Source organism: Actinoplanes sp. NPDC004185, from assembly GCF_053603475.1.
Genome location: NZ_JBSGFR010000002.1, coordinates 247687 through 268497, shown reverse-complemented (window position 1 = coordinate 268497; position 20811 = coordinate 247687). Strand labels below are relative to the sequence as shown.

Here is a 20811-nt window from a genome sequence, read left to right as displayed (position 1 = left end):
AACATGACCGGCAGCGACCGGCGCGATCCGACGGTCATCGTCGACAACGCCCACGTGGTCTACCGGATCCAGCAGTCGGCGAGCCCGGGCAGCGGCAGCCCGCTCGCCAGCTTCAAGCGGCTCGTCACCCGCACCAAGCCGGCGACCATGCGCGAGGTGCACGCCATCAAGGGTGTGAGCTTCGTCGCGTACAAGGGTGAGGCCGTCGGCCTGATCGGCACCAACGGATCGGGCAAGTCCACGCTGCTGCGGGCGATCGCCGGGCTGCTCCCGGTCGAGCGCGGGGCGATCTACGCGGCCGGCCAGCCGTCCCTGCTCGGCGTCAGCGCCGCCCTGATGAACGACCTGCCGGGTGAGCGCAACGTGGTCCTGGGCTGCCTGGCCATGGGCATGTCCCCGGCCGAGGTCAAGAGCAAGACCCAGGACATCATCGACTTCTCCGGCATCAACGAGCGCGGTGACTTCAGCTCGCTGCCGATGCGGACGTACTCGTCCGGCATGGGGGCCCGGTTGCGGTTCGCCATCGCGGCCGCCAAGCAGCACGACGTGCTGCTCATCGACGAGGCGCTGGCCACCGGTGACGCGAAGTTCCGCCGGCGCAGCGAGCAGCGGGTCCGCGATCTGCGCGCGCAGGCCGGCACCGTCTTCCTGGTGAGCCACAGCGAGCAGTCGATCCGCGACACCTGCGAGCGGGCCATCTGGCTGGAGTCGGGCCTGATCCGCGCCGACGGCCCGACCGACGACGTGCTGAAGGAGTACGAGGCCTACGTCAAGCGGTAGGCCCCGCACCCCCTGGAGTCAGCGCATCGACATGTGCACGTGGTTGGTGTGATCGCTCGACGGGTCGCCGCCGGCACCGGAGTACGACTTCCAGCCGCTGCTGGGCAGCCAGATCCGCCGGTACCAGATGACGTAGAGGATCCCGAGCCGGCTTGCGTTGTGGATGAAGTAGTTCGCCAGCCGGTTGCCGTAGTCCTTGCTGGCCCCGGTCGCGTCGCCGCCGAAGCCGCCCTTGTCGGCCGCCCAGTCGCAGGCCCGGCCCTTCGGGTGTTCACCGCTGTTCTGGTGGCGGAAGCAGGCGATGAAGTGGTTGAAACCGTCCTTCTTCGCCTCCTGCATCGCGTGCAGGGTGCGCGGCGTGATGCAGCCGGTCGTGGTCGGGTCGTTGACGCTGCACGACTCGTCCGGCAGTGAGCCGTCGGAGTTGCGCGGTGCGGCCGCGGCCAGTGAGCTGCTGCCACCACCGCTGGAGGAACCGCCACCGGACGACGAGGAGTCGCTCGTCCCGTTGGCGGCATTGGCGGCCTTCAGCGCGGACTCGGCCTGGTTCTTGCGCTTGGCCATGACGGTGAGCTGGCGCTGCTGATCGCGGACGGCGGTGTCGATCGCCGTCTTGGCCTGCGCCTGCTGGTCCCGGCTGTCCTTCAGGTCACGCACCGCGCGGTCCTGCTTGACGGCGATGGTCTCCAGGGTCTGGGCGCGGTCCAGCATGCTGCCGGTGGAGTCGGCGGTGATCATCGCCGTCATCGGCCCGAGCCGCCCGGTGCGGTACGCCCGCTGGACGATCTCGTCCAGCGCCGCCTGCTTGGGGCCGAGCTGGGTGTCGAGCTCCTTGAGCTTGGCGGACAGCTCCTGCTGGCGCTTCTTGGAGCGGTCCAGCGCCTCCTTGGCCTCGACGAAGCCCTTGGACGCCGCCTCGAGCTGCTTGATGAGGGACTTCGAACCGCCCTCGCCGTCGTCGCCCGAGTCGCCCGGCGCGGCGAAGGGTCGGGGTGCGGCGGAGGCGGAGGTCGGGGCGGCGAGCGCCAGCCCCGAGGTGGCGACGAGGACCGCGAGGACGGTCGCTAATCGCCGGCGGACAGGGTTGAACCTCACGGACATTCCTTCCGTCGGCCGCCGACCGAGTTAGCTGACGGGTTCGGGACGGAAGCGATCCCTACCGATCGCGCGGGGGTGCGCGGATCGGATTCACCCCATTACTCGAGTGGTTCCCCGGCTCGCCGTGCGGCGATTAGGCGGCGGTCTGCGCTGAGACCGTGACGAACACTACCCAGCAATGCTAGGAATCGACAGTCGTCACACCGAGCGCAATCGATCGTGCACACAAGGTGAGGGACGGCGGAAAGAATGCAACGACTCACATTAATGCGTCGTTACGGGCTATGACCTGCGTCATTTCATTGATCGGTGACGGAAAGTCGTTGCCCGGTAACCCTTTTGCCGTTCGCGGCAGCACTGCCAGTTCGGGCGTTGTCAGGTAAGCTGGCCGCCGGTCACTGCCAGAAGGCGCTGCCCCCAAGGCGCCGGCAGCCCACCATCTAATCGTCGCAAGATGAGCCGGGGAACCACAGAACTACCGGGGTGAATCCACGAGTCAGTGGTAGGGATCGCTTCCGTCCCGAACCCGTCAGCTAACCCGGCCGGTGGTCACGCGGAAGGATTCTGAATGACGGCAAGACCCCGCCGGTGGCTGATCCTCGCCCTGGCACCGCTCGCCGCGGTCACGATGATGCTCGTGCCCGCATCCCCGGCGAACGCCGGTCCGGACGGCACCAACTCCACCGCCGACGACGGCGACGACAACCCGATGCTGAACGACGTGCTGGACTCCACCGGCCGGCGTTATCTGGCGGCGAAGTCGGCCGTTGCCAAGTCGACCAAGACCCAGCTCGGTCTGGCCCTGAAGGTCAAGAACGCCGAGGCGAAGCGCGACCTGCTGCTGCCCGAGGTGGGCGCGGTCGCCGCTCAGCAGTACCGCACCGGCGGCATCTCGACCATGGGCTTCCTGCTCAACACCAGCAGCCCGGACGGCTTCCTCAAGAAAGCGGTCTCCCTGGAGGAGATCAACGCCCTCAACGACGGCAAACTGCGCGAGCTGGACCAGGCCATCGACGAGGTGACCGCCAACAAGACGCGCCTGGACCAGGAGGTCAAGGCGCAGAAGCAGAACCTCGCGCTGATGGAGAAGCAGAAGGAGTCGGCCGAGAAGGCGCTGGCCCAGGTCGGCGGCACGTCGGTCACCGGTGGCTTCGTGGACGTCAAGTCCAAGATCGCCGCGCCCGCACCGCGCAACTCCGACGGCGAGTTCGGCCCGGAGTCCTGCAACGTCGACGACCCGACCACGGGCGGCTGCATCACCGCGCGGACCTTCCACATGTACAAGGAAGTGAAGAAGGCGAAGTTCAACCGGTTCGTCGGTTGTCACCGCAACGGCGGTCCGTTCGAGCATCCCAAGGGCCGTGCCTGCGACTGGTCCCTGCAGAAGAGCGGCTTCTCACCCTGGCACAACCAGGACACCCGGGAGTACGGCAACAACCTGATGGCCTTCCTGGTGCGCAACGCCGACCGGCTCGGCATCCTCTACGTCATCTGGAACAAACAGATCTGGTTCCCGGCCACGGGCTGGAAGACGTACCACGGCCCCAGTGACCACACGGACCACGTACACGTCTCGATGCTTTAGCGCGGTGAGCGCAGAGAAGCCCCCGTCCTCCTCGCGGAGGACGGGGGCTTCTTCGTGGCAGGATCAGACGCCGGTGGCCCGGCGCACCGGGGCCCGACCGGCCGGCTGGCTGGGCGCGGGTCCCGTCGGCGGCGCCGGCGGGATCGGCAGCACGACCGGCTTCACCTGGGTGATGGTGACCTCCTTGCCGTGGTGCAGCAGGTCCAGACGCGCCGACCCACCGCCGTTGCGCAGCGAGTAGGTCACCTCGTCGGCGGTGACCTCCACCCGCAGCCGCAGGCCACGCCAGAGCAGCGAGAACTCCAGCGCGTTGATCCGGCTCGGCAGCCGGGGCGCGAAGGAGAGCTGCCCGTTGAAGTCACGCATGCCGCCCAGGCCCGCCACCAGGGCGATCCAGGAACCGGCCAGGGATGCCACGTGCACGCCGTCCCGGGCGTTCTGGTGCAGGTCGTGCAGGTCCATCAGGGCGGCCTCGCCCAGGTAGTCGTGGGCCAGCTCCAGGAAGCCCACCTCGGCGGCCATGACGGCCTGGATGCAGGCCGACAGCGACGAGTCCCGCACGGTACGGGCGTCGTAGTACGCGAAGTTGCGCGCCTTCTCCTCCGGGGTGAAGGCATCACCTCGCAGGTACATCGCCATGACCAGGTCGGCCTGCTTGACCACCTGCTTGCGGTACAGGTCGAAGTACGGGTAGTTCAGCAGCAGCGGGTACGCCTCGGGCGGGGTGTTGTCGAAGTCCCACTCCGCCAGCCGGGTGAAGCCCTCCGACTGCTGGTGCACGCCGAGCTCCCGGTCGTACGGGATGTGCACGGAAGCCGCCGCGTCCCGCCACGACGCCGACTCCTCGTCGTCCACGCCCAGCTTGCGGGCGAGCTCCGGGTGCCGCTTGGCCGCGTCCGCCGCGGCGAACATGTTCTGCTGCGCCATCAGGTTGGTGTAGACGTTGTCGTCGACCACGGCCGTGTACTCGTCCGGACCGGTGACGCCGTCGATGTGGAAGCGGCCGTGCCGGTCGTGATGCCCGAGCGAGCGCCACAGCCGGGCGGTCTCGACGAGCAGCTCCAGGCCGTAGTCGCGTTCGAATTCGAAGTCGCCCGTCGCCGAGACGTAGCGCCGCACGGCGTCGGCGATGTCCGCTCCGATGTGGAACCCGGCGGTGCCGGCCGGCCAGTACGCCGAGCACTCCTGCCCGCGGATCGTGCGCCACGGGAAGGCCGCGCCCTGCAGGCCGAGGGTCTGCGCACGCTCCCGGGCAAGATCCAGTGTGGAGTGCCGCCAGCGCAGCACGTCGGCCGCCGCGGACGGCTGCGTGTACGTCAGGGCCGGCAGCACGAAGGTCTCGGCGTCCCAGAACGTGTGACCGTCGTAACCGGGGCCGGTGAGACCCTTGGAGCCGACCGGGCGCTGCTCGGCCCGGGCGCCGGCCTGCAGGGTGTGGAAGAGGCCGAAGCGGACGGCCTGCTGCACCTCCGGGTCACCCTCGACCTTGACGTCGGAGTGGTCCCAGAACGCGTCCAGGTATTCCCGCTGCGCCTCGACCAGGCCCTCCCAGCCGTCCAGCCGGGCGCTGGCCAGAGCCGCACCCACCTGGTCACGCACGGCGGGCAGCGAGCGGTTGCTCGACCAGCCGTACGCGGCGATCTTGACGACCCGCAGCTTCTGTCCCGGCTCGAGCTTGCAGGCGACCGTGGTGCGCAGCCAGTCCGGGTGGCCCTCGGTGGTCACCGCGTGCTTGCCCGGCGTCTCCACCAGGTGCTCCATCGCCGCGGCCATCCGCAGGTCACTGGCCTTGGTGCGGTGCACGAGCAGGCCACCGGTGCGCTGCTCCAGCATCTCCTCGGCCTGCAGCGGGTGATCCAGCACCGCCGCCACCCGCGGGTCCTTGCTGGTCGCCGGGAGCTGCTCGTTGGCCACCAGCTCGGACTGCAGGATCAGCCGGGCGGAGGCGTCCAGCGGCTCGACCTCGTACAGGAAGGCGACGATGGCGCGGTGGGTGAACGACACCATGCGTACGGTGCGCACCCGGATCGCCTGACCGGAGGGTGAGACCCACTCCACGATCCGCTCGAGGGTGCCCGCGCGCAGGTCCAGCGTGCGCTCGTGGGAGCGCAGCTCGCCGTAGCGCACGTCGAACGGTTCGTCGTCGACGAGCAGCCGCATGAGCTTGGCGTTGGTGACGTTGACCATCGTCTGGCCCGACTCGGGGAACCCGTAACCCGCCTCGGCGTACGGCAGCGGCCGCAGCTCGTAGAACGAGTTGAGGTAGGTGCCGGGCAGGCCGTGCGGCTCGCCCTCGTCCAGGTTTCCCCGGATGCCGATGTGGCCGTTGGCCAGGGCGAAGACCGACTCGGACTGAGCCAGCACATCCAGGTCCAGCCGGGTCTCCCTGATGTGCCAGGGATCGACGGGGTAGGCCCGTTCACGGATCACGGTGGTGCCTCTCGCAACTGAGAAAGGAAGTCTGTAAGGGGAACTACTTGAGGAGCTCGGCGAGATCCTGCACGACGATGTCGGCGCCGTGCTCGCGCAGCGCGTCGGCCTGGCCGACCCGGTCCACGCCGATCACGATGCCGAAACCGCCGGCCTGGCCGGCGGCCACGCCGGCCAGAGCGTCCTCGAACACCGCGCACTGCTCCGGCGCCACGCCGAGCAGTTTCGCGCCGTACAGGAAGGTGTCCGGGGCAGGCTTGCCGGGCAAGTGTTGCTCACGAGCGGTGACACCGTCCACGCGCACCTCCAGGAGCTCCGCGATGCCGGCTGCGCGCAGCACGTCGGCGCAGTTGGCGCTGGCCGACACGACAGCCCGGCGCAGCCCGGCGGCCTTGGCGGCGTTCAGGTAGTCCACCGAGCCGGCGTAGACCTGCACGGCGCCCTCCTGGATCTTCTGCAGGACGAGCTCGTTCTTGCGGTTGCCGATGCCGTTGACGGTCTCCGCGTCAGGACCGTCGTCGGGCGTGCCTTCGGGCAGGGTGATGCTCCGCGAGGCGAGGAACGTGCGCACACCGTCCGCGCGCGGCCGGCCGTCGACGTACTGGTGGTAGTCGGCGCCCGAGTCGAACGGCACGAACGGCTGTCCGTGGTGCTCGGACCACGTCCGGAGGAACGCGTCGAAGGTCTGTTTCCACGCCGCGTTATGCACCAGGGCGGTCTGCGTGAGCACGCCGTCGAGGTCGAAGAGGCACGTCGTCACATGAGGAGGTAGTCCAAGCACTGGCCCAATGTAGTCGCCTCGGATGGCCGACACGCCTCAATGCCCTCGATCACATTTCCACGGCGTTTCATTCCGCGTTCAGCCGGCTGTCGCGCCCTCGTTGACCAGGCCAGACATGGTATTGCGGCCGGGCAGGTGTACGCACAGTTCGATAGTCGTGCCAATGGGGCCGGTCGCCATCGTCACTTCGTCGCACAGTTGGTGCGCCAGCCAGATGCCCCGGCCGCCCACCTCGAACGCCTCGGGCACGTTCGGCGGCCGGCGGAACTGCTCGGGGATGCCCGGCCCGGAATCGGTCACCGTGCAGCACACCGTCGTCGCCGTGACCGACAGCACGATGCGACCCTGGCCACCGGCGTGCAGGACGGCGTTGGTGATCACCTCGTTGATCGCGAGGACGAAGCCGTGCAGCCGGTCGGCGAGCAACCCGGTGTCCAGCCGCGCGGTGACCTCGTGGCGGACCACGGTGATCTCGTCGCGGCCGAACCTGCGGTCCAGCAGGGTGGACCCACCGGCCGGAGAGTGCACGAGGGTGGCGTCCGGCGACTCCCTGTCCGGAGCCGGACGCAGCACCCGCTGGTCGACAGTCTCTTCCACCGCCGGTCAGCCTACGCTGCGTACCGCCTCCGTGGCAGCCGTGGAACGGGTAATAGATCAGAACAAGGGCGACGGGGAGGTGTTCAGCGCCAGCCGACGTCGATCCGATCGCCGCGCTCGTCGAAGAAGTGCAGGGCGTCCATCCGTACGTTGATCGCCAGCGGATGCCCCGGCGACACAGCCGGGTACGGCGCCAGCCGCACAGCCAGCTCCGCGGGCCGCCGGTGGTGCCGGCCGGGATCGCTGAGCACCGAGGCCTTCTCGGCCTCCTCCCGCTCCAGCACGGCCTTGTCCGTACGCCCGGTGAGCCGCTGCAGCGCTCCCCCGATCCGCCGCACCACCCCGGTCTCGGAGTCGGTCTCGGTGACCGCCTTGCCGAGCTCGTCGACGACGACCGCGGTCGCCCCGATGTCCAGGAAGGCCAGCGACTCGTGTCCGTGGTGCTCGAGGTAGCGGATGCGTCCCTGCAACACGTCGCCCGGGGTGTCGGGGGCGACCGGGGTGAGCGCCTCGGCCCGCATGCCGACGACGATGCGCTCACCGTGGTAGTGCGAGATGGCCCGCGCCCGGATGTCGTTCCAGGGCAGGTAGAGGGCCTGCTCGCCGAGGTTCAGGGCGATGTAGCGGTCCAGGTGCACGTAGACCGAGGCCTCGAGCAGGTTCATCCGGGGCGCGCCCAGGAAGGCGGCGACGTAGAGGGTGGCCGGGCGGCCGTACACCTCGGTCGGGGTGCCCAGGTCCTGCAGCACGCCCTTGCGCATGATCGCCACCCGGTCGGCCATGGTCAGCGCCTCGGCCTGGTCGTGGGTGACGTACATGGTGGTGACGCCCAGCTCGCGGGTCAGGCTGGTGATCTCGGCGCGCAGCTCCGCGCGCAGACCGCTGTCGAGGTTGGACAGCGGCTCGTCCATCAGGAACAGCCCCGGGCGGCGCACGATGGCCCGGCCCATCGCCACCCGCTGGCGCTGGCCGCCGGAGAGCTGGCCGGGCTTGCGGGCGAGCACGTCACCGATGCCCAGCGCGCTGGCCACGTCGCCGATCCGTTCCCCGCGCGGCCCGGGCTCGATGCCGGAGAGCTTGAGCGGGAAGCCGATGTTGTCGCCGACGGTCATGTGCGGGTAGAGCGCGAAGTCCTGGAAGACCATGGCGATCCGCCGGTCGCGCGGCGCCAGGTCCATGACCGGTTCGCCGTTGAGCAGGATGGCGCCCGCCGAGGGGTCCTCCAGGCCGGCGATCATGCGCAGAACGGTGGACTTGCCGCAGCCGGACGGCCCCAGCAGGACCATGAACTCACCGTCCTCGACGTCGAGGCTGACGCGGTCGACCGCGACCGTACCGTCCGGCCAGACCTTGGTGACGTCCTTGAGCGCGACGGTGGACACCGTCAACCTCCTGCGTTTGAGCTGCGACGATGGCTTAGCGTGACTACAGCCATCGATGCCTGCCATCGGGTGAACGTGCCATTTGCCGACAGTCACCGGATCGTCACCCGTTTGTGGGCTTCGCAAGATCGACTAATTGCATCGTCTGTGCAGGTCGCAGCACTCAGGACCCCCGCGCGGGCGGAAGGACCGGGTGTACCGGACCGGAAGATTTACTTACCGGTACCGGCCAGTAACACGCGGCGTACGACCCGTTCGGCCGCTCTGCCGTCGTCGAGGGAGCAGAACCGCTCCCGGAACCGGGCCCGCCGCTCGCCCGCGGTGGCGTCCTCGTAGGTGCCGCCCTGGAAGACCTCGACCAGTTCGGCGAAGGTCGTCGCCACCGCCCCCGGCGGAAGTTCCATCAGGTCGAAGTACGTGCCCCGCAGCTCACGGTAGGCCGGCCAGTCGGGCGCGAAGATCACCACAGGCCGGTCGAGCACGGCGAAATCGAACATCGCCGACGAGTAGTCGGTGATCAGCACGTCGGCGGCCAGATAGAGATCCTCGACCACCGGGTACGCCGACACGTCCAGGATCCGCCCCCGCCGCGCCTCGGTCCGCTGAGCCGCGGTCACATGGAAGTAGTGCGCCCGGACGAGCAGCACCGTGTCCGGTCCGAGCCGGTCGGCGAACGCGTCGATGTCCAGCACCTGCTGACCGGGCGGCAGCCACTCCCGGTGCGTCGGCGTGTAGAGCACGACCCGCTCGCCCGGGGCGATCCCCAGCTTCTCCCGCACGGCGGCCGTCTCCGCCGGCGTCGCGAGCGCCAGCCGGTCGTTGCGCGGATAGCCGACCTCGAGGGTCTCGTACCGGCAGGGGTACGCCCGTTCCCAGGCGACCGTCGTGTGCGCGTTCGCCGTGATGCTGAAGTCCCAGCGGTCCGCCCGGCGCATCTGCGCCCGGAAGTCCTGATCCTTGGCCGCGGCCGGGTGATCGGCCTGGTCCATGCCCATCATCTTCAGCGGCGTGCCGTGGTGGGTCATCACGTGCGTGGTGCCGGGCCGCTTGACCACCCAGTTCGGCCAGTTGACGTTGTTGACCAGCCAGCGCGCCCGGGCCAGCAGGCGGTAGTACTCCCGCGAGCCGGCGACCACGTAGTCGGTGCCCGGCGGCACGGACTTCAGCCGGGACCGGCCGACCACCCACACGTTGCGCACGTCCGGGGCCAGCTCCGCCGCCTTGGCCGCGATCGCCGCCGGGTTGCAGCTCACCCCGCGATACCAGTACGCGGCGTACAGCGCGAGCTTGTCGTCCACCGGCCGCCGCAGCTGGAGGTTGTAGTAGCCGCGGTACAGGCCCTCCCGGACCATGCGGGCGAGCTTGCGGGCCCGGCGGATCGAGACCCGCTTGAACCGTCGCGCCTTCTTGGCCTTACGAGCCGCGCCCTCGGCGGCCCGGAACGGCAGGAACGCGTTCTTCTCCACGAGCCGGTACGGCAGCCCCTCCAGCCCGTCCGGGATCTCGTAACCCCCCGCCGGCCGGTACTTGCGGGCGTGCTCGACGATCCGCTGGAAGAACCGCCGGCGCGAGCCCCGCCGCACCCGCTCGGCGTTGCGCAGCACGCTGAGGTAGTGCCAGAGCATCCGCTTGTACAGAGCCGGCCGCAGCGCCTCGGGGTGCGCCGAGAAGGAGTCGACCATGGTGAACGCGTGCTCCCAGTGGTCGAAGATCTCGAAGTGCCGGTCCCCCAGGGTCCGGGTGATCGCCCCGGTCCGGCGCTGCCGGTAGTGCACGCAGGTGCGCGGCAGGCCACTGATCCGCTGGGCCGCGGCCAGCACCGGGTACGTGAACGAGACGTCCTCGTACCAGCCCTGCTCGAAGCGGAAGTCGAGCTTGACCAGCAGGTCCCGGCGGACGACCTTGTTCCAGGCGACGTGCAGCACGTTGAGCACCCGTGGCCACTCCGCCACGGTGAACGTCTCCGGCGCCTCGGCCAGCACCTTCGCGGCGCCGGCGACCACCACCCGGCCGTCCCAGTGCACCCGGTCGAAACCGAAGATCAGCACGTCGGGATCGGTGTCGGCGAGCCGGTCGGCGATCGCGGTGAGCGCGCCCTGGGCCAGCCAGTCGTCGCTGTCCAGGAACCAGACGTAGTCGCCGGTCGCGTGATCGAGGCCGAGGTTGCGGGCCCGGCCCAGCCCGACGTTCTCAGGCGCGGTGACGACCTTGACCCGGGGGTCACGCGCGGCGTACTCGGCGAGGACGGCGCCGCTGTGGTCCGGCGAGCAGTCGTCGACGGCCACGACCTCGATGTCGGTGAACGGCTGCTCGAGCAGGGAGTCCAGGCACTGGCGCAGGTAGCCCTGCACCTTGTACACGGGCAGGACCACGCTGAGCAGGGTCATCACTTACCTCCGGAGCGCCAGTCACGAACCGCACCCGCGAGGAACGAGCCGCCCACGACGACGGCGAGCAGCAGCTCCCCGACCGTGGTGACCCCGGCCAGTGCACTCAGCACCAGCAGGACGACCCGGCCGTCCCAGCCGAGCCGTGCCCTCGCCGCAGTGGCGTCGGGCGCACCCTTCTCCATCCGGGCGGTCAGGTCGTAGTGATCCAGTGCCAGGACGAACAACAGCAGGAAAACAATGGGTGGCGGCACGGCACAGATCAGGCCGACCGCGACGACCATGAGGTATTCGGCCGCGCGCAGCCCGGCGGGGACCAGCCAGTCCAGCGGGCCGCCGTGCCGCGCCCGGGCCGCCAGCCCGGCGCCGAGCACCAGCAGGGTGACCACGACCAGCCAGATCGAGGCGTCGCCGGCCCCGACCAGCTCCACCCGGAGGTCGCCGGAGGTCCACAGACCCCACTGGCTGCCACCCGGCACGCCGCCGGTCAGCAACCCGATCACCAGTCCCAGCGCGGCCAGGGCCGCCACGACAGCGCCGACCAGCGGGGCTTTGACCTTTGCCGCGGACAGGACCGCGCGGACGAGCAGGCCGTCGTCGCGGTGCCGCGAGGTGTCGACCGTGTCCAGCACGCCGACGCGCATCGAGATCGAGCGCAAAGAGCGCAGACCCAACGTGTACGCGGCCGCGAGCAGTCCCCAGCCCACCACGGCGGCCAGGGCGACCCGCCCGTTGCTCACCGCGGCGAGCACGGCGATCAGAGCCCAGCGCTCGCCGATCGGGAAGACCACGATCCGCTTGAGCCAGTACGCCGCCGACCCGGTGTCCGCCTGGACCCGGTTCGAGGCCCGGCTCAGCCGCGCTCCCACCCCGCCGCCGGCGTCACTGTTGCCCGCGGTGCCGACGGACTGCCGGGCAGCGGCTTCGTCGTGCAGGGCGCCGTACCAGGTGTCGGTCATGTGGCGGACCGTCTGGAGCACGATCGCGGTGATCGCGAGCGGCCACGCGTACGGCAGGCCGGCCCGTTCCGCCCCGGCGGCGAGACCGGCGTAGACCGCGTACTCCTTGGCGCGGTCGGCCATGGTGTCGAGCCAGCCGCCGAAGGCGCCGAACGTACGGGTGTAGCGGGCCAGTTGTCCGTCCACACAGTCCAGGACGAAGCCGAGGTAGAGCAGGACGGCCCCGGCGATCAGCCCGGGCCGTGAACCCTCCCAGAAGGCGAGGGCGGCGGCCACGGCGAAGGCGACGGACACCGCGGTGACGCCGCTCGGGGTCAGGCCGAGGCGGGCGCACAGCTTGGTGACGATCGGGGACCAGGTGCTCACCGCGTACGTGGTGAAGAAGTCGTCCTTCTCCTTGACGGCCAGCCGCAGCAACGCGGCGTCCTCGTCCACCGCGGCGACGGCGGCCCGGGCGGTGACGAGACCGGCCTCGGTGTGCACCCGCTCGGCGTGCAGCAGCCGCACCCGGGTGGCGATGGGCACCAGCCCGGCCTCCAGCAGGGCGCGCAGCAGCACGTCGATGGCGTCGCGCTGCGCGGTCGCGGTGGCCGCGCCCTCGCCGGCATCATTCGCGGGCGGCGGCTGAACCGAGTGGTCGGCCGCCTGCGACGCGGCGGCCGCCAGGATCGGCAGGTCGGCCGGGGCGATGCTGATCGCGCCCAGGAAGCGGGTCGTCCCGTCGGCGGCGAACACCAGGCGGCCGCGCTCCTCGCGCAGGTCGCCACCGTCCTCGGCGACCACCAGCGCGGTGCTGCGGCCGGCCGGCTCGGTGGCCAGGGTGCGCAGCAGGCTCGGATGCGCGACCAGGTTGTCGGCGCAGAGCAGCAGCGGCTCGCGGGCGCCGACGGCGATCCGGGCGACCTCGCGCAGCTGACCCGCGACGTCGAGACCATCCACCGGAACGACGGTCGTGGATCCCGCGGCGGCCAGCGCCGCGGTCAGCTCGTCGGCGAGCCGGCGGGCGGCACCCGGACCGAGGTCGTTGCCGGTGCTCCCGCACAGGACGGCGAGCGTCACCGAGACACCCCTCCCACCTCGGACGCCCGTGCACGCGGTGTGTGGGGGCGAGATTGCCCAGATGTTAACAGCGGCCTCACGACGGGTACGGGTAGCCCTTACGGGAATGTGAGCGCCCTTCTCCACCTCGGGACCGAGGGCGAGGGGGCGGCTGATCCATACCGTTGACAGTGGTTGCGGTGCTCGGCCGCAGCCACCACCGATGAGGAGTGAGTGACGTGACCCGCCGACTGGCCCGGCCCCGCAACGACCGATGGATCGCCGGCGTCTGTTCCGCCCTGGCCCGCCGGTTCGGAGTCTCCTCCGGCACGATGCGGCTGATCTTCGTGGTGTCCTGCCTGCTGCCCGGCCCGCAGTTCCTGATCTACCTGATCCTCTGGGTCCTGCTGCCCAACGAGTGACCTCAGCGCAGCGCGGCGCCCCTCCCCGATCGTGGGAAGGGGCGCCGCCTCTTTGCGTCAGGGAGTGGCGAAGGTGACTGTCACCGAGGTGTAGCCCAGGCTGGCGAGCAGGCCGGAGAGCATCTTCTCGGTGTTGTCGCGGGCCCGCTGATCCAGCCCGCTGCTGCGCGCCGCCTCGGTGATCCGCTGCTGGGCGAGCTGATAGACGCGCTGCTGCTGGTTGGGATCGTTGCTGAACGCACCGCCGATGCGGTTGAGCAGGCCGCGCTCCTCAGCGACGACGTAGCTGCGCTCCATGTCGAGGGCGGCCTGGCCCTGCTGCGGCGCGGGCAGCTCGATCTGCACCGACTTGTCCGCGTTGTTGACCTTGAGGGCGCCCTCGGTGAGCGTGCCGAAGTCGACGTACTCCTCGACGGTGCCCGAGCCCACGAACAGCGTGCGCTTGTTGAGCAGGAAATCGGGGATGTTCTCCTTGTTCTCCTGGAGGTCGACGATGACCTGGAAGGTGCCGTCGGCCGCGACGTAGCGGCTCAGGTCCCGCATCGACTGCAGCAGCACCGGCTGGCTGCGGTCGGTGGTCTTGTCGGAGAACGGATTGTCGAAGCTGGGCAGGACGTTGATCGCGCGCAGCCCGAGGCACATGGCCACGATCAGCGCGAAGACCACTCCGGTGAAGATGACGACACGGGCGAACCCGCCGAGACCCGGCTTGGGGTCCCGGGCCGGAGCCGGATCGTCCACGGATGGTGCGGGGCGGGTCGCTACCTGGTCGTCGACCTCGGGATACTCCCGGGTCGGCTCCTCGACGTCACGCGAACTTGCCATCGGTGCTCACCCCCTCCTTCTGCGGTCAACGGTACGGAAGGGGTGCGACACTCGCACCCGGTCAGCCGGCGAAGGCGCTCAGCCCCGTCAATTTCTGCCCGATGACCAGCTGATGGATCTCCGAGGTTCCCTCGTACGTGAGCACACTCTCGAGGTTGTTGGCGTGCCGGAGCACCGGATACTCGCCGCTGATGCCGTTGGCGCCCAAAATCGTGCGGCACTGCCGGGCGATCTTGATGGCTTCCCGGACGTTGTTGAGCTTGCCCACGCTGACCTGCTCGGGGCGCAGCCCGACCGAGTCGTGCCGGCGGCCCAGGTGCAGCGCCAGCAGATAGCCCTTCTGCAGCTCGAGGGTCATGTCGGCCAGCTTCGCCTGGGTGAGCTGGAAACCCGCGATCGGGCGGCCGAACTGCTCGCGGGTGCCCGCGTACGCGATCGCGGTCTCCAGGCAGTCGCGGGCCGCACCCAGCGCGCCCCAGACGATGCCGAACCGGGCCTCGGTCAGGCAGGACAGCGGAGCCTTGAGACCGCGCGCGGTGGGCAGCCGGGCCGAGTCGGGCACCCGGACGTCGTCCAGGGTGATCTCGCCGGTGGCCGAGGCCCGCAGTGACAGCTTGAGCTTGACCTCGCGGGCGGTGAAACCCTCGGTCGAGGTGGGCACGGCGAACCCGGCCACGCCCTCGTCGGTGCGGGCCCAGATCACCGCCACGTCGGCGACCGGGGCGTTGGTGATCCACATCTTGCCGCCGGTCAGCACCCAGTCGTCGCCGTCGCGCCGGGCCCGGGTCGCCATGTTCGCCGGGTCGGAGCCATGGTCCGGCTCGGTCAGCCCGAAGCAGCCGATCAGCTCCCCCGCGGCCATGCCGGGCAGCCAGCGCTGCTTCTGCTCCTCGCTGCCGTACTTCCAGATGGCGTACATCGCGAGCGAGCCCTGCACGGAGACGAGCGAGCGCACGCCCGAGTCGGCGGCCTCCAGCTCCAGGCAGGCCAGCCCGTACGCGACCGCCGACGCGCCGGCGCAGCCGTAACCCGTCAGGTGCATGCCGAGCAGGCCCAGCTTGCCGAACTCGAGGGACAGGTCGCGGACGGGGACCTCGCCGCGCTCGTACCAGTCGGCGACGTAGGGGCGGACCCGGTCGTCGACGACCCGGCGGGCGAGCGCGCGGACATCGCGCTCCTCGTCGGTCAGCAGAGCGTCCAGGTCCAGGAGATCGAGCGGAGAGACGACGGCCATACCCATAAACTAGCGGTGTTAGTTGTCGATGACGAGCACTCTCGCGTGGATCTGGTTGCGCTGTTGCAGCGCGGCCCGCAGCGCGCGGTGCAGACCGTCCTCCAGATAGAGGCCGCCGTGCCACTCGACGACGTGCGGGAACAGGTCGCCGTAGAACGTCGAGTCCTCGGCCAGCAGCTTGTCCAGGGCCAGCTCACGCTTGGTGGTGATGAGATCGGCCAGCCGGATCGGCCGGGGCGGGATCTCGGCCCATCTCTTGAGTGTCGTGTGATGGTCGGGGTACGGCGCTCCGTCCCGTACCGCTTTGAAGATCACGACGGCACGCTCCCCTCAGGTCCCTCACGCACGTCCAGCCCGCCCGGCGCGCAGCTCTGCCTGCCAGCCTAGCGAGCCGCCAGCCTAGCGGCCGGTCCGCGTCCCGGCGTCGTCACCCGTTGTCAGGTTTCCCTCGCGGACGGCCCACCGACCGCGGTCCATCGGCCATGATGCACCACCTCGTCCACCGGGCGGTGCCCCCGGCGTAGTGACGGTGACCTCTTGTCGGGTGCCGGATAGCCGATGGTCAGGGCGCCGACCGGGACAAATTCGTCAGGAACGCCGAAAGCGTCCCGGAATGCACCGACGCGGTCGGCCGGCACCCCGAAGAACAGCGAACCCAGCTCCTCGTTCACCGCGGTGAGGTGGATGAGCAGGGCGGCGAAGCCGGTGTCGATGTCCCAGTACGGCACCGGCCAGCGGCTCTCGTCCCGGTCGGTCCAGCCCTTGTCGGACTGGGCGTAACGCTCCAGGTAGACCGACTTGTTGGAGAGCGCCACGATGATCAGCGGCGCCGAGCGCATCCGGTCGAGCCAGGAGCCGGCCGCGGCCTGTTCCGCCGCGGTGTCGCCCCGCGGTGCGGTCACCGACCAGTAGAGCTCGCGGTCCGCCGGCTCGCTCAGCACCAGGAAACCCCAGCCCTGCGAGAAGCCGGCCGAGGGTGCCCGCAGGGCGTGCCGGATCAGCTTGTCGACGATCTCCGGCGGCACCGGCCGGTCCTTGTCGTACGTGCGGACCATCCGGCGCCGGCGCAGGACCTCGTCGAACTCCATGCTCAGGCCGCCGAGGGCCGCACACCCCAGCTGGCCCGCCAGGTCTGCCCGGGCGCCAGCACGATCAGGTCGCGGCCGGAGCGGAACGCGTCCGGCGGGCAGGTCATCGGCTCGATGGCCAGGGACCGGCGGAACCGCTCGCCGGTCAACGTGTCGCCAGTGAAGACCTGCCACCAGTGGAAGTTCTCGTCGCCCCAGACCGTGACGGACTGCGAGCCGTCCGGCGCGGCGATGGTCACTTCGGAACCGCTGTCCGGCCGGCGGTCCAGATCGCCCCAGGTGGTGTCCAGCACGGCCGAGCCCACCCGGCGGGGCTCGGTGTAGTCGTACTCGGTGCCGGCCACCTTGACCGCGCCGATCGGCAGCAGCCGGGCGTCGGCCAGGACCCGGCTGCGGCCGGGCACGTGCAGCAGGATGTCGTCGACCGCGACGCCGGGCAGCTGGACGTACGGGTGCACGGAGAAGCCCCAGGGCGCGTTCTGGTCGCTGGTGTTGACGACCTCCTGCTCGGAGAGCAGCCCGTCGGCGGAGACGCTCCACCGGGTGCGCAGGGTCAGCGCCCACGGGTAGCCGATCTGCGGCGGCAGGTCGAATTCCACCGTCACCGAGTCGCCCGTCTGGTCGGCGAGCTTCCACCGCGACCAGTTGGTCAGCCCGTGGATCGCGTTGTGCCGCGCCGGCTCGGTCAGCGGCAGCTGGTACGCGGTGTCCTCGAAGGTGTAGTGCCCGTCGCGGATCCGGTTGGGCCAGGGGGCCAGGATCTGGCCGGCCGAAGCGGGCGAGATCTCGTCCGGGCCGAAGCCGTCCAGAACCTCCCGGCCGCCCGCGGAGTAATGGCGCAGTGCGCCACCGACCTCCACGATCACGGCCCGATGGCCATCGGCCTCGATGGCCCACTGCAATCCAGATTTCGCCGCCACGACGTCAGTCATGCCGCTGACATTATCGGTTGTCCCCTTCAGCGGCGGGGGGACGGTAGCGAAGCAGGGCGGGGAAGGCCAGCGCGAGCACGACCGCCAGCCCGGCGGCGGCGAAACCGCCACCCGCCCAGGAGGCGGTGGGCCCGGCCACGTCGGCGGTGGCACCGGCCCGCAGATCACCCAGCCGAGGACCACCGGCCACCACCACGGTGAAGACACCCTGCAGCCGGCCGCGCAGCCGATCGGGCGCGAACGTCTGCAGGATCGACTGCCGATAGACGGCGCTGACCAGGTCGGCCGCGCCGCCGACGGCAAGCAGCAGCACCATGAGCCAGAGCGAGTGGGCCAGGCCGGCCAGCCCGACCGCGATGCCCCAGCCCACGACGGCGATGACCAGGGCGACCCCCTGCCGCCTGATCCGCCCGATCCAGCCCGAGGTCAGGCCGCCGAGCACCGAGCCGATCGCGATGGCGGCGAAGAGCCAGCCCACGGCCGAGCCACCGCCGAAGCGGTCCTCGGCGATCTCCGGGAACAGCGCCCGGGGCATGGCCAGCACCATCGCGACGATGTCCACCGCGAAGGAGAGCAGCAGCACCGGCTGGGTGGCCAGGAACCGCAGGCCGTCGGTGATGCCGCGCAGACCCGCGGTGGGCCGGGCGGTGACGCCGTCGTCGTACACCGGCGGGATCGGCGGCAGCCGGTAGGTGGCCCAGAACGAGATGGTGAACAGCAGCGCGTCGACCGCGTACGCGATGGTCACGCCGGTGTCGGTGGACCATGCGCCGAAGATCAGGCCCGCGGCCAGCGGGCCGAGCACGCCGCCGGCGGTCGTGGTCGTGTAGGCCAGGGTGTTCGCCGCCGGCACCAGGTCGCCCGGCACGATCCGCGGGATGATCGCCTGCCGGGCCGGTGAGCTCACCGCGAAGCCGGCCGACTGCACGGCGGTCAGCGCGAGCAGCACCCAGGGGCTGTGCAGGCCGAGCAGCGCCTGCGCCAGCAGGCCGGCCGTGGCCACCCAGGCCAGCGTGGAACTGGCCAGCAGCAGCTTGCGGCGATCCACCACGTCGGCGGCGGCGCCGCCCCACAATCCGAAGATCAGCAGCGGGACCAGGGCGGCGATCCCGAGCAGGCCCACCCAGGCGGAGGACCGGGTGATCGAGAACATCTCCACCGGTACGGCCACCGAGGTGAACTGGAAGCCGAAGTACGAGACGCCGTTGCCGATCCACATCCGCCGGTACGCCGTCCCGCGCAGCGGCCGGACGTCGATGACCCAGCTGCGGCGCCGCTCCTCGACGGCTTCCCCGGTGACCTGGCCCGCGGCCTCGACCGGCTCCTGGCTCACGGAGCCAGCCGCTCGACGACCCAGCCGTCCGCCGTACGGCGGAAGCGCAGTCTGTCGTGCAGCCGGTTGCTGCGGCCCTGCCAGAACTCGACCGTCTCGGGGATCACCCGCAGGCCACCCCAGTGCGGCGGGGGCGGCACGGGCCCGTCGGTGCCGAACCGCTCCACGGCGGCGGCCAGCCCGGCCTCCACCGCGGCCCGGTCGGGCAGCACCTGACTCTGCGGGCTCGCCCACGCGCCGAGCTGCGAGCCGCGCGGCCGGGTCGCGAAATACTCCTCCGTCTCGGCCCGGTCCACCTGCTCGACGGCGCCGGCCACCAGCACCTGCCGCTGCATCGGGAACCACGGGAACACCAGGCTCGCGGCCGGGTTGCTCAACGCCTCGGTGCCCTTGCGGGAGGTGTAGTTGGTGAAGAAGACGAAACCGCGCTCGTCGTAGCCCTTGAGCAGGACCGTACGGGCGCTGGGCCGGGCTGCCGCGTCGGCCGTGGCGACGATCATGGCGTTGGGCTCGGGCAGGCCGGCCGCGCCGGCCTCAGCGAACCAGCGGGCGAACTGGCTGGTCCAGTCCGCGGCCAGGTCGGACTCGAGCAGCGCGCCCCGCTCGGTGTAGTCGCGCCGCATGCCGGCGGGCGACAAGGATTCGGGGGTCACACGCTCTCCTTATCCGAGATTGACCAATCGAACCTAAGTCCCGGACGGGGGCCCGTCCCCTCGGCGAGGATAGGTGTCGCCGACAGCACATTTCCGCGGGTCGACCACCGGTCACCCAGCGGGCAAGATGAAACACCCACGGCTTTGTCCAGCCGGGATCCCAGGAGGCGCATCGTGTCCGATTTCAAGCCGGGCCTGGAAGGCGTGATCGCCTTCGAGACGGAGATCGCCGAGCCGGACAAAGCGGGCGGCGCGCTGCGCTACCGGGGCGTCGACATCGAGGATCTCATCGGACACGTCTCGTTCGGCAACGTCTGGGCCCTGCTGGTCGACGGGCGCTTCGGTCCCGGGCTGCCGCCGGCCGAGCCGTTCCCGGTCCCGGTGCACTCCGGCGACATCCGCGTCGACGTGCAGTCCGCGGTCGCCATGCTCGCGCCGTACTGGGGGCTCGGCCAGCTGCTCGACATCGACGACGAGCAGGTCCGCACCGACCTGGCCCGGGTCTCGGTCACCGCGCTGTCGTTCGTCGCGCAGGCCGCCCGCGGGCTCGGCCTGCCGGCCGTGCCGCAGAAGGACATCGACAAGGCGCAGACGATCGTCGAGCGGTTCATGAAGCGCTGGCGGGGCGAGCCCGACCCCCGGCACGTCAAGGCGGTCGACGCGTATTTCATCTCGGCGGCCGAGCACGGCCTGAACGCCTCCACCTTCACGGCCCGGATCGTCGCCTCGACCGGCGCGGACGCCGCGGCCTGCATCTCCTCCGGCATCGGGGCGCTCTCCGGCCCGCTGCACGGCGGCGCCCCGTCCCGGGTGCTGCACATGATCGAGGCCGTCGAGCGCAGCGGCGACGCGGAGGGGTACGTCAAGGGCGTGCTCGACCGCGGCGAGCGGCTGATGGGCTTCGGCCACCGCGTCTACCGCGCCGAGGACCCGCGTGCCCGCGTGCTGCGGCGCACGGCCAAGGAGCTGGGCGCGCCCCGCTTCGAGGTCGCCGAGGCCCTGGAGAAGGCCGCCCTGGCCGAGCTGCACGCCCGCAAGCCCGACCGGGTGCTGGCCACCAACGTCGAGTTCTGGTCCGCCGTCGTGCTGGACTTCGCCGAGGTGCCGTCGCACATGTTCACCTCGATGTTCACCTGCGCCCGGGTGGCGGGCTGGAGCGCCCACATCCTGGAGCAGAAGAAGCTGGGCCGCATCGTGCGCCCGAGCGCTCTCTACGTGGGACCGGAGCCGCGCAAGCCCCAGGACGTCGAGGGCTGGGACGCGGTGCCGCATAATCTGTAACGGCTG

At 70.5% G+C, this 20811-nt stretch carries 18 protein-coding genes and 2 riboswitches; of the genes, 4 read left to right on the top strand and 14 right to left on the bottom strand.

Annotated elements, in window-relative coordinates; genetic code table 11:
- The first annotated feature begins 3 nt into the window (after window positions 1–3).
- Window positions 4–780 (top strand): ABC transporter ATP-binding protein, encoded by a 777-nt coding sequence (locus tag ACWEOZ_RS03385; protein WP_451909243.1) that lies wholly within the window; start codon window positions 4–6, stop codon window positions 778–780.
- Window positions 781–798: 18 nt separating this feature from the next.
- Here the strand turns inward: ACWEOZ_RS03385 and ACWEOZ_RS03380 are convergent, their stop codons facing one another.
- On the bottom strand, window positions 799–1881 hold the full coding sequence (locus ACWEOZ_RS03380) for a coiled-coil domain-containing protein (RefSeq protein ID WP_451909136.1): 1083 nt from the start codon (window positions 1879–1881) through the stop codon (window positions 799–801).
- Window positions 1879–2028: riboswitch (cyclic di-AMP (ydaO/yuaA leader) on the bottom strand. Its footprint overlaps the gene before it by 3 nt.
- A 277-nt stretch (window positions 2029–2305) precedes the next feature.
- Window positions 2306–2441, top strand: a riboswitch (cyclic di-AMP (ydaO/yuaA leader).
- A gap of 5 nt (window positions 2442–2446) precedes the next feature.
- On the opposite strand from ACWEOZ_RS03380, the gene ACWEOZ_RS03375 reads away from it, so the two are divergent.
- Entirely contained in the window at window positions 2447–3463 is a 1017-nt protein-coding gene (locus tag ACWEOZ_RS03375) for a coiled-coil domain-containing protein (protein WP_451909135.1), read from the top strand.
- A gap of 63 nt (window positions 3464–3526) precedes the next feature.
- On the opposite strand, the gene ACWEOZ_RS03370 is transcribed toward ACWEOZ_RS03375, so the two are convergent.
- From ACWEOZ_RS03370 to ACWEOZ_RS03345, 6 genes are all read right to left on the bottom strand, one after another.
- Window positions 3527–5893, bottom strand: a complete 2367-nt coding sequence (locus ACWEOZ_RS03370) for a glycoside hydrolase family 65 protein (protein ID WP_451909134.1) — start codon at window positions 5891–5893, stop codon at window positions 3527–3529.
- 43 nt (window positions 5894–5936) lie between these two features.
- Window positions 5937–6674 (bottom strand): beta-phosphoglucomutase family hydrolase, encoded by a 738-nt coding sequence (locus ACWEOZ_RS03365; RefSeq protein ID WP_451909133.1) that lies wholly within the window; start codon window positions 6672–6674, stop codon window positions 5937–5939.
- Window positions 6675–6752: 78 nt separating this feature from the next.
- The gene (locus ACWEOZ_RS03360; protein ID WP_451909132.1) at window positions 6753–7271 is read right to left on the bottom strand and encodes an ATP-binding protein; all 519 of its coding nucleotides are present in this window, start codon (window positions 7269–7271) and stop codon (window positions 6753–6755) included.
- Between the two features lie 83 nt (window positions 7272–7354).
- A complete protein-coding gene (locus ACWEOZ_RS03355; RefSeq protein WP_360551086.1) occupies window positions 7355–8653 on the bottom strand; it encodes an ABC transporter ATP-binding protein in 1299 nt (432 codons plus the stop codon).
- 212 nt (window positions 8654–8865) lie between these two features.
- Window positions 8866–11040, bottom strand: a complete 2175-nt coding sequence (locus ACWEOZ_RS03350) for a bifunctional glycosyltransferase/CDP-glycerol:glycerophosphate glycerophosphotransferase (protein ID WP_451909131.1) — start codon at window positions 11038–11040, stop codon at window positions 8866–8868.
- Window positions 11040–13058: a DUF5941 domain-containing protein gene (locus ACWEOZ_RS03345; protein WP_451909130.1), complete on the bottom strand. Its 2019-nt coding sequence runs from the start codon at window positions 13056–13058 to the stop codon at window positions 11040–11042. The genes ACWEOZ_RS03350 and ACWEOZ_RS03345 overlap by 1 nt, the downstream gene beginning before the upstream one ends.
- 218 nt (window positions 13059–13276) lie before the next feature.
- Here ACWEOZ_RS03345 and ACWEOZ_RS03340 point away from each other — a divergent pair, with 218 nt between their 5' ends.
- The gene (locus tag ACWEOZ_RS03340; protein WP_451909129.1) at window positions 13277–13459 is read left to right on the top strand and encodes a PspC domain-containing protein; all 183 of its coding nucleotides are present in this window, start codon (window positions 13277–13279) and stop codon (window positions 13457–13459) included.
- A gap of 57 nt (window positions 13460–13516) precedes the next feature.
- Here ACWEOZ_RS03340 and ACWEOZ_RS03335 read toward each other — a convergent pair whose 3' ends face one another.
- The 7 genes from ACWEOZ_RS03335 to pdxH form a co-directional block, all read right to left on the bottom strand.
- Window positions 13517–14284: a DUF4230 domain-containing protein gene (locus tag ACWEOZ_RS03335; protein ID WP_451909128.1), complete on the bottom strand. Its 768-nt coding sequence runs from the start codon at window positions 14282–14284 to the stop codon at window positions 13517–13519.
- A 61-nt stretch (window positions 14285–14345) separates the two neighbouring features.
- Window positions 14346–15518 (bottom strand): acyl-CoA dehydrogenase family protein, encoded by a 1173-nt coding sequence (locus ACWEOZ_RS03330; RefSeq protein ID WP_451909127.1) that lies wholly within the window; start codon window positions 15516–15518, stop codon window positions 14346–14348.
- 18 nt (window positions 15519–15536) lie between these two features.
- Window positions 15537–15833, bottom strand: coding sequence for a type II toxin-antitoxin system VapB family antitoxin (locus tag ACWEOZ_RS03325; RefSeq protein WP_125807223.1), 297 nt, complete (start codon window positions 15831–15833; stop codon window positions 15537–15539).
- 122 nt (window positions 15834–15955) lie between these two features.
- Window positions 15956–16606: a nitroreductase family protein gene (locus ACWEOZ_RS03320; protein WP_451909126.1), complete on the bottom strand. Its 651-nt coding sequence runs from the start codon at window positions 16604–16606 to the stop codon at window positions 15956–15958.
- A gap of 2 nt (window positions 16607–16608) precedes the next feature.
- The gene (locus ACWEOZ_RS03315; protein WP_451909125.1) at window positions 16609–17538 is read right to left on the bottom strand and encodes an aldose 1-epimerase family protein; all 930 of its coding nucleotides are present in this window, start codon (window positions 17536–17538) and stop codon (window positions 16609–16611) included.
- Between the two features lie 10 nt (window positions 17539–17548).
- Window positions 17549–18871, bottom strand: coding sequence for an MFS transporter (locus ACWEOZ_RS03310; RefSeq protein ID WP_451909124.1), 1323 nt, complete (start codon window positions 18869–18871; stop codon window positions 17549–17551).
- The gene (gene pdxH / locus ACWEOZ_RS03305) at window positions 18868–19494 is read right to left on the bottom strand and encodes a pyridoxamine 5'-phosphate oxidase (RefSeq protein ID WP_451909242.1); all 627 of its coding nucleotides are present in this window, start codon (window positions 19492–19494) and stop codon (window positions 18868–18870) included. The genes ACWEOZ_RS03310 and pdxH overlap by 4 nt, the downstream gene beginning before the upstream one ends.
- 204 nt (window positions 19495–19698) lie before the next feature.
- Here pdxH and ACWEOZ_RS03300 point away from each other — a divergent pair, with 204 nt between their 5' ends.
- Window positions 19699–20805: a citrate synthase 2 gene (locus ACWEOZ_RS03300; protein ID WP_451909123.1), complete on the top strand. Its 1107-nt coding sequence runs from the start codon at window positions 19699–19701 to the stop codon at window positions 20803–20805.
- Window positions 20806–20811: the final 6 nt, after the last annotated feature.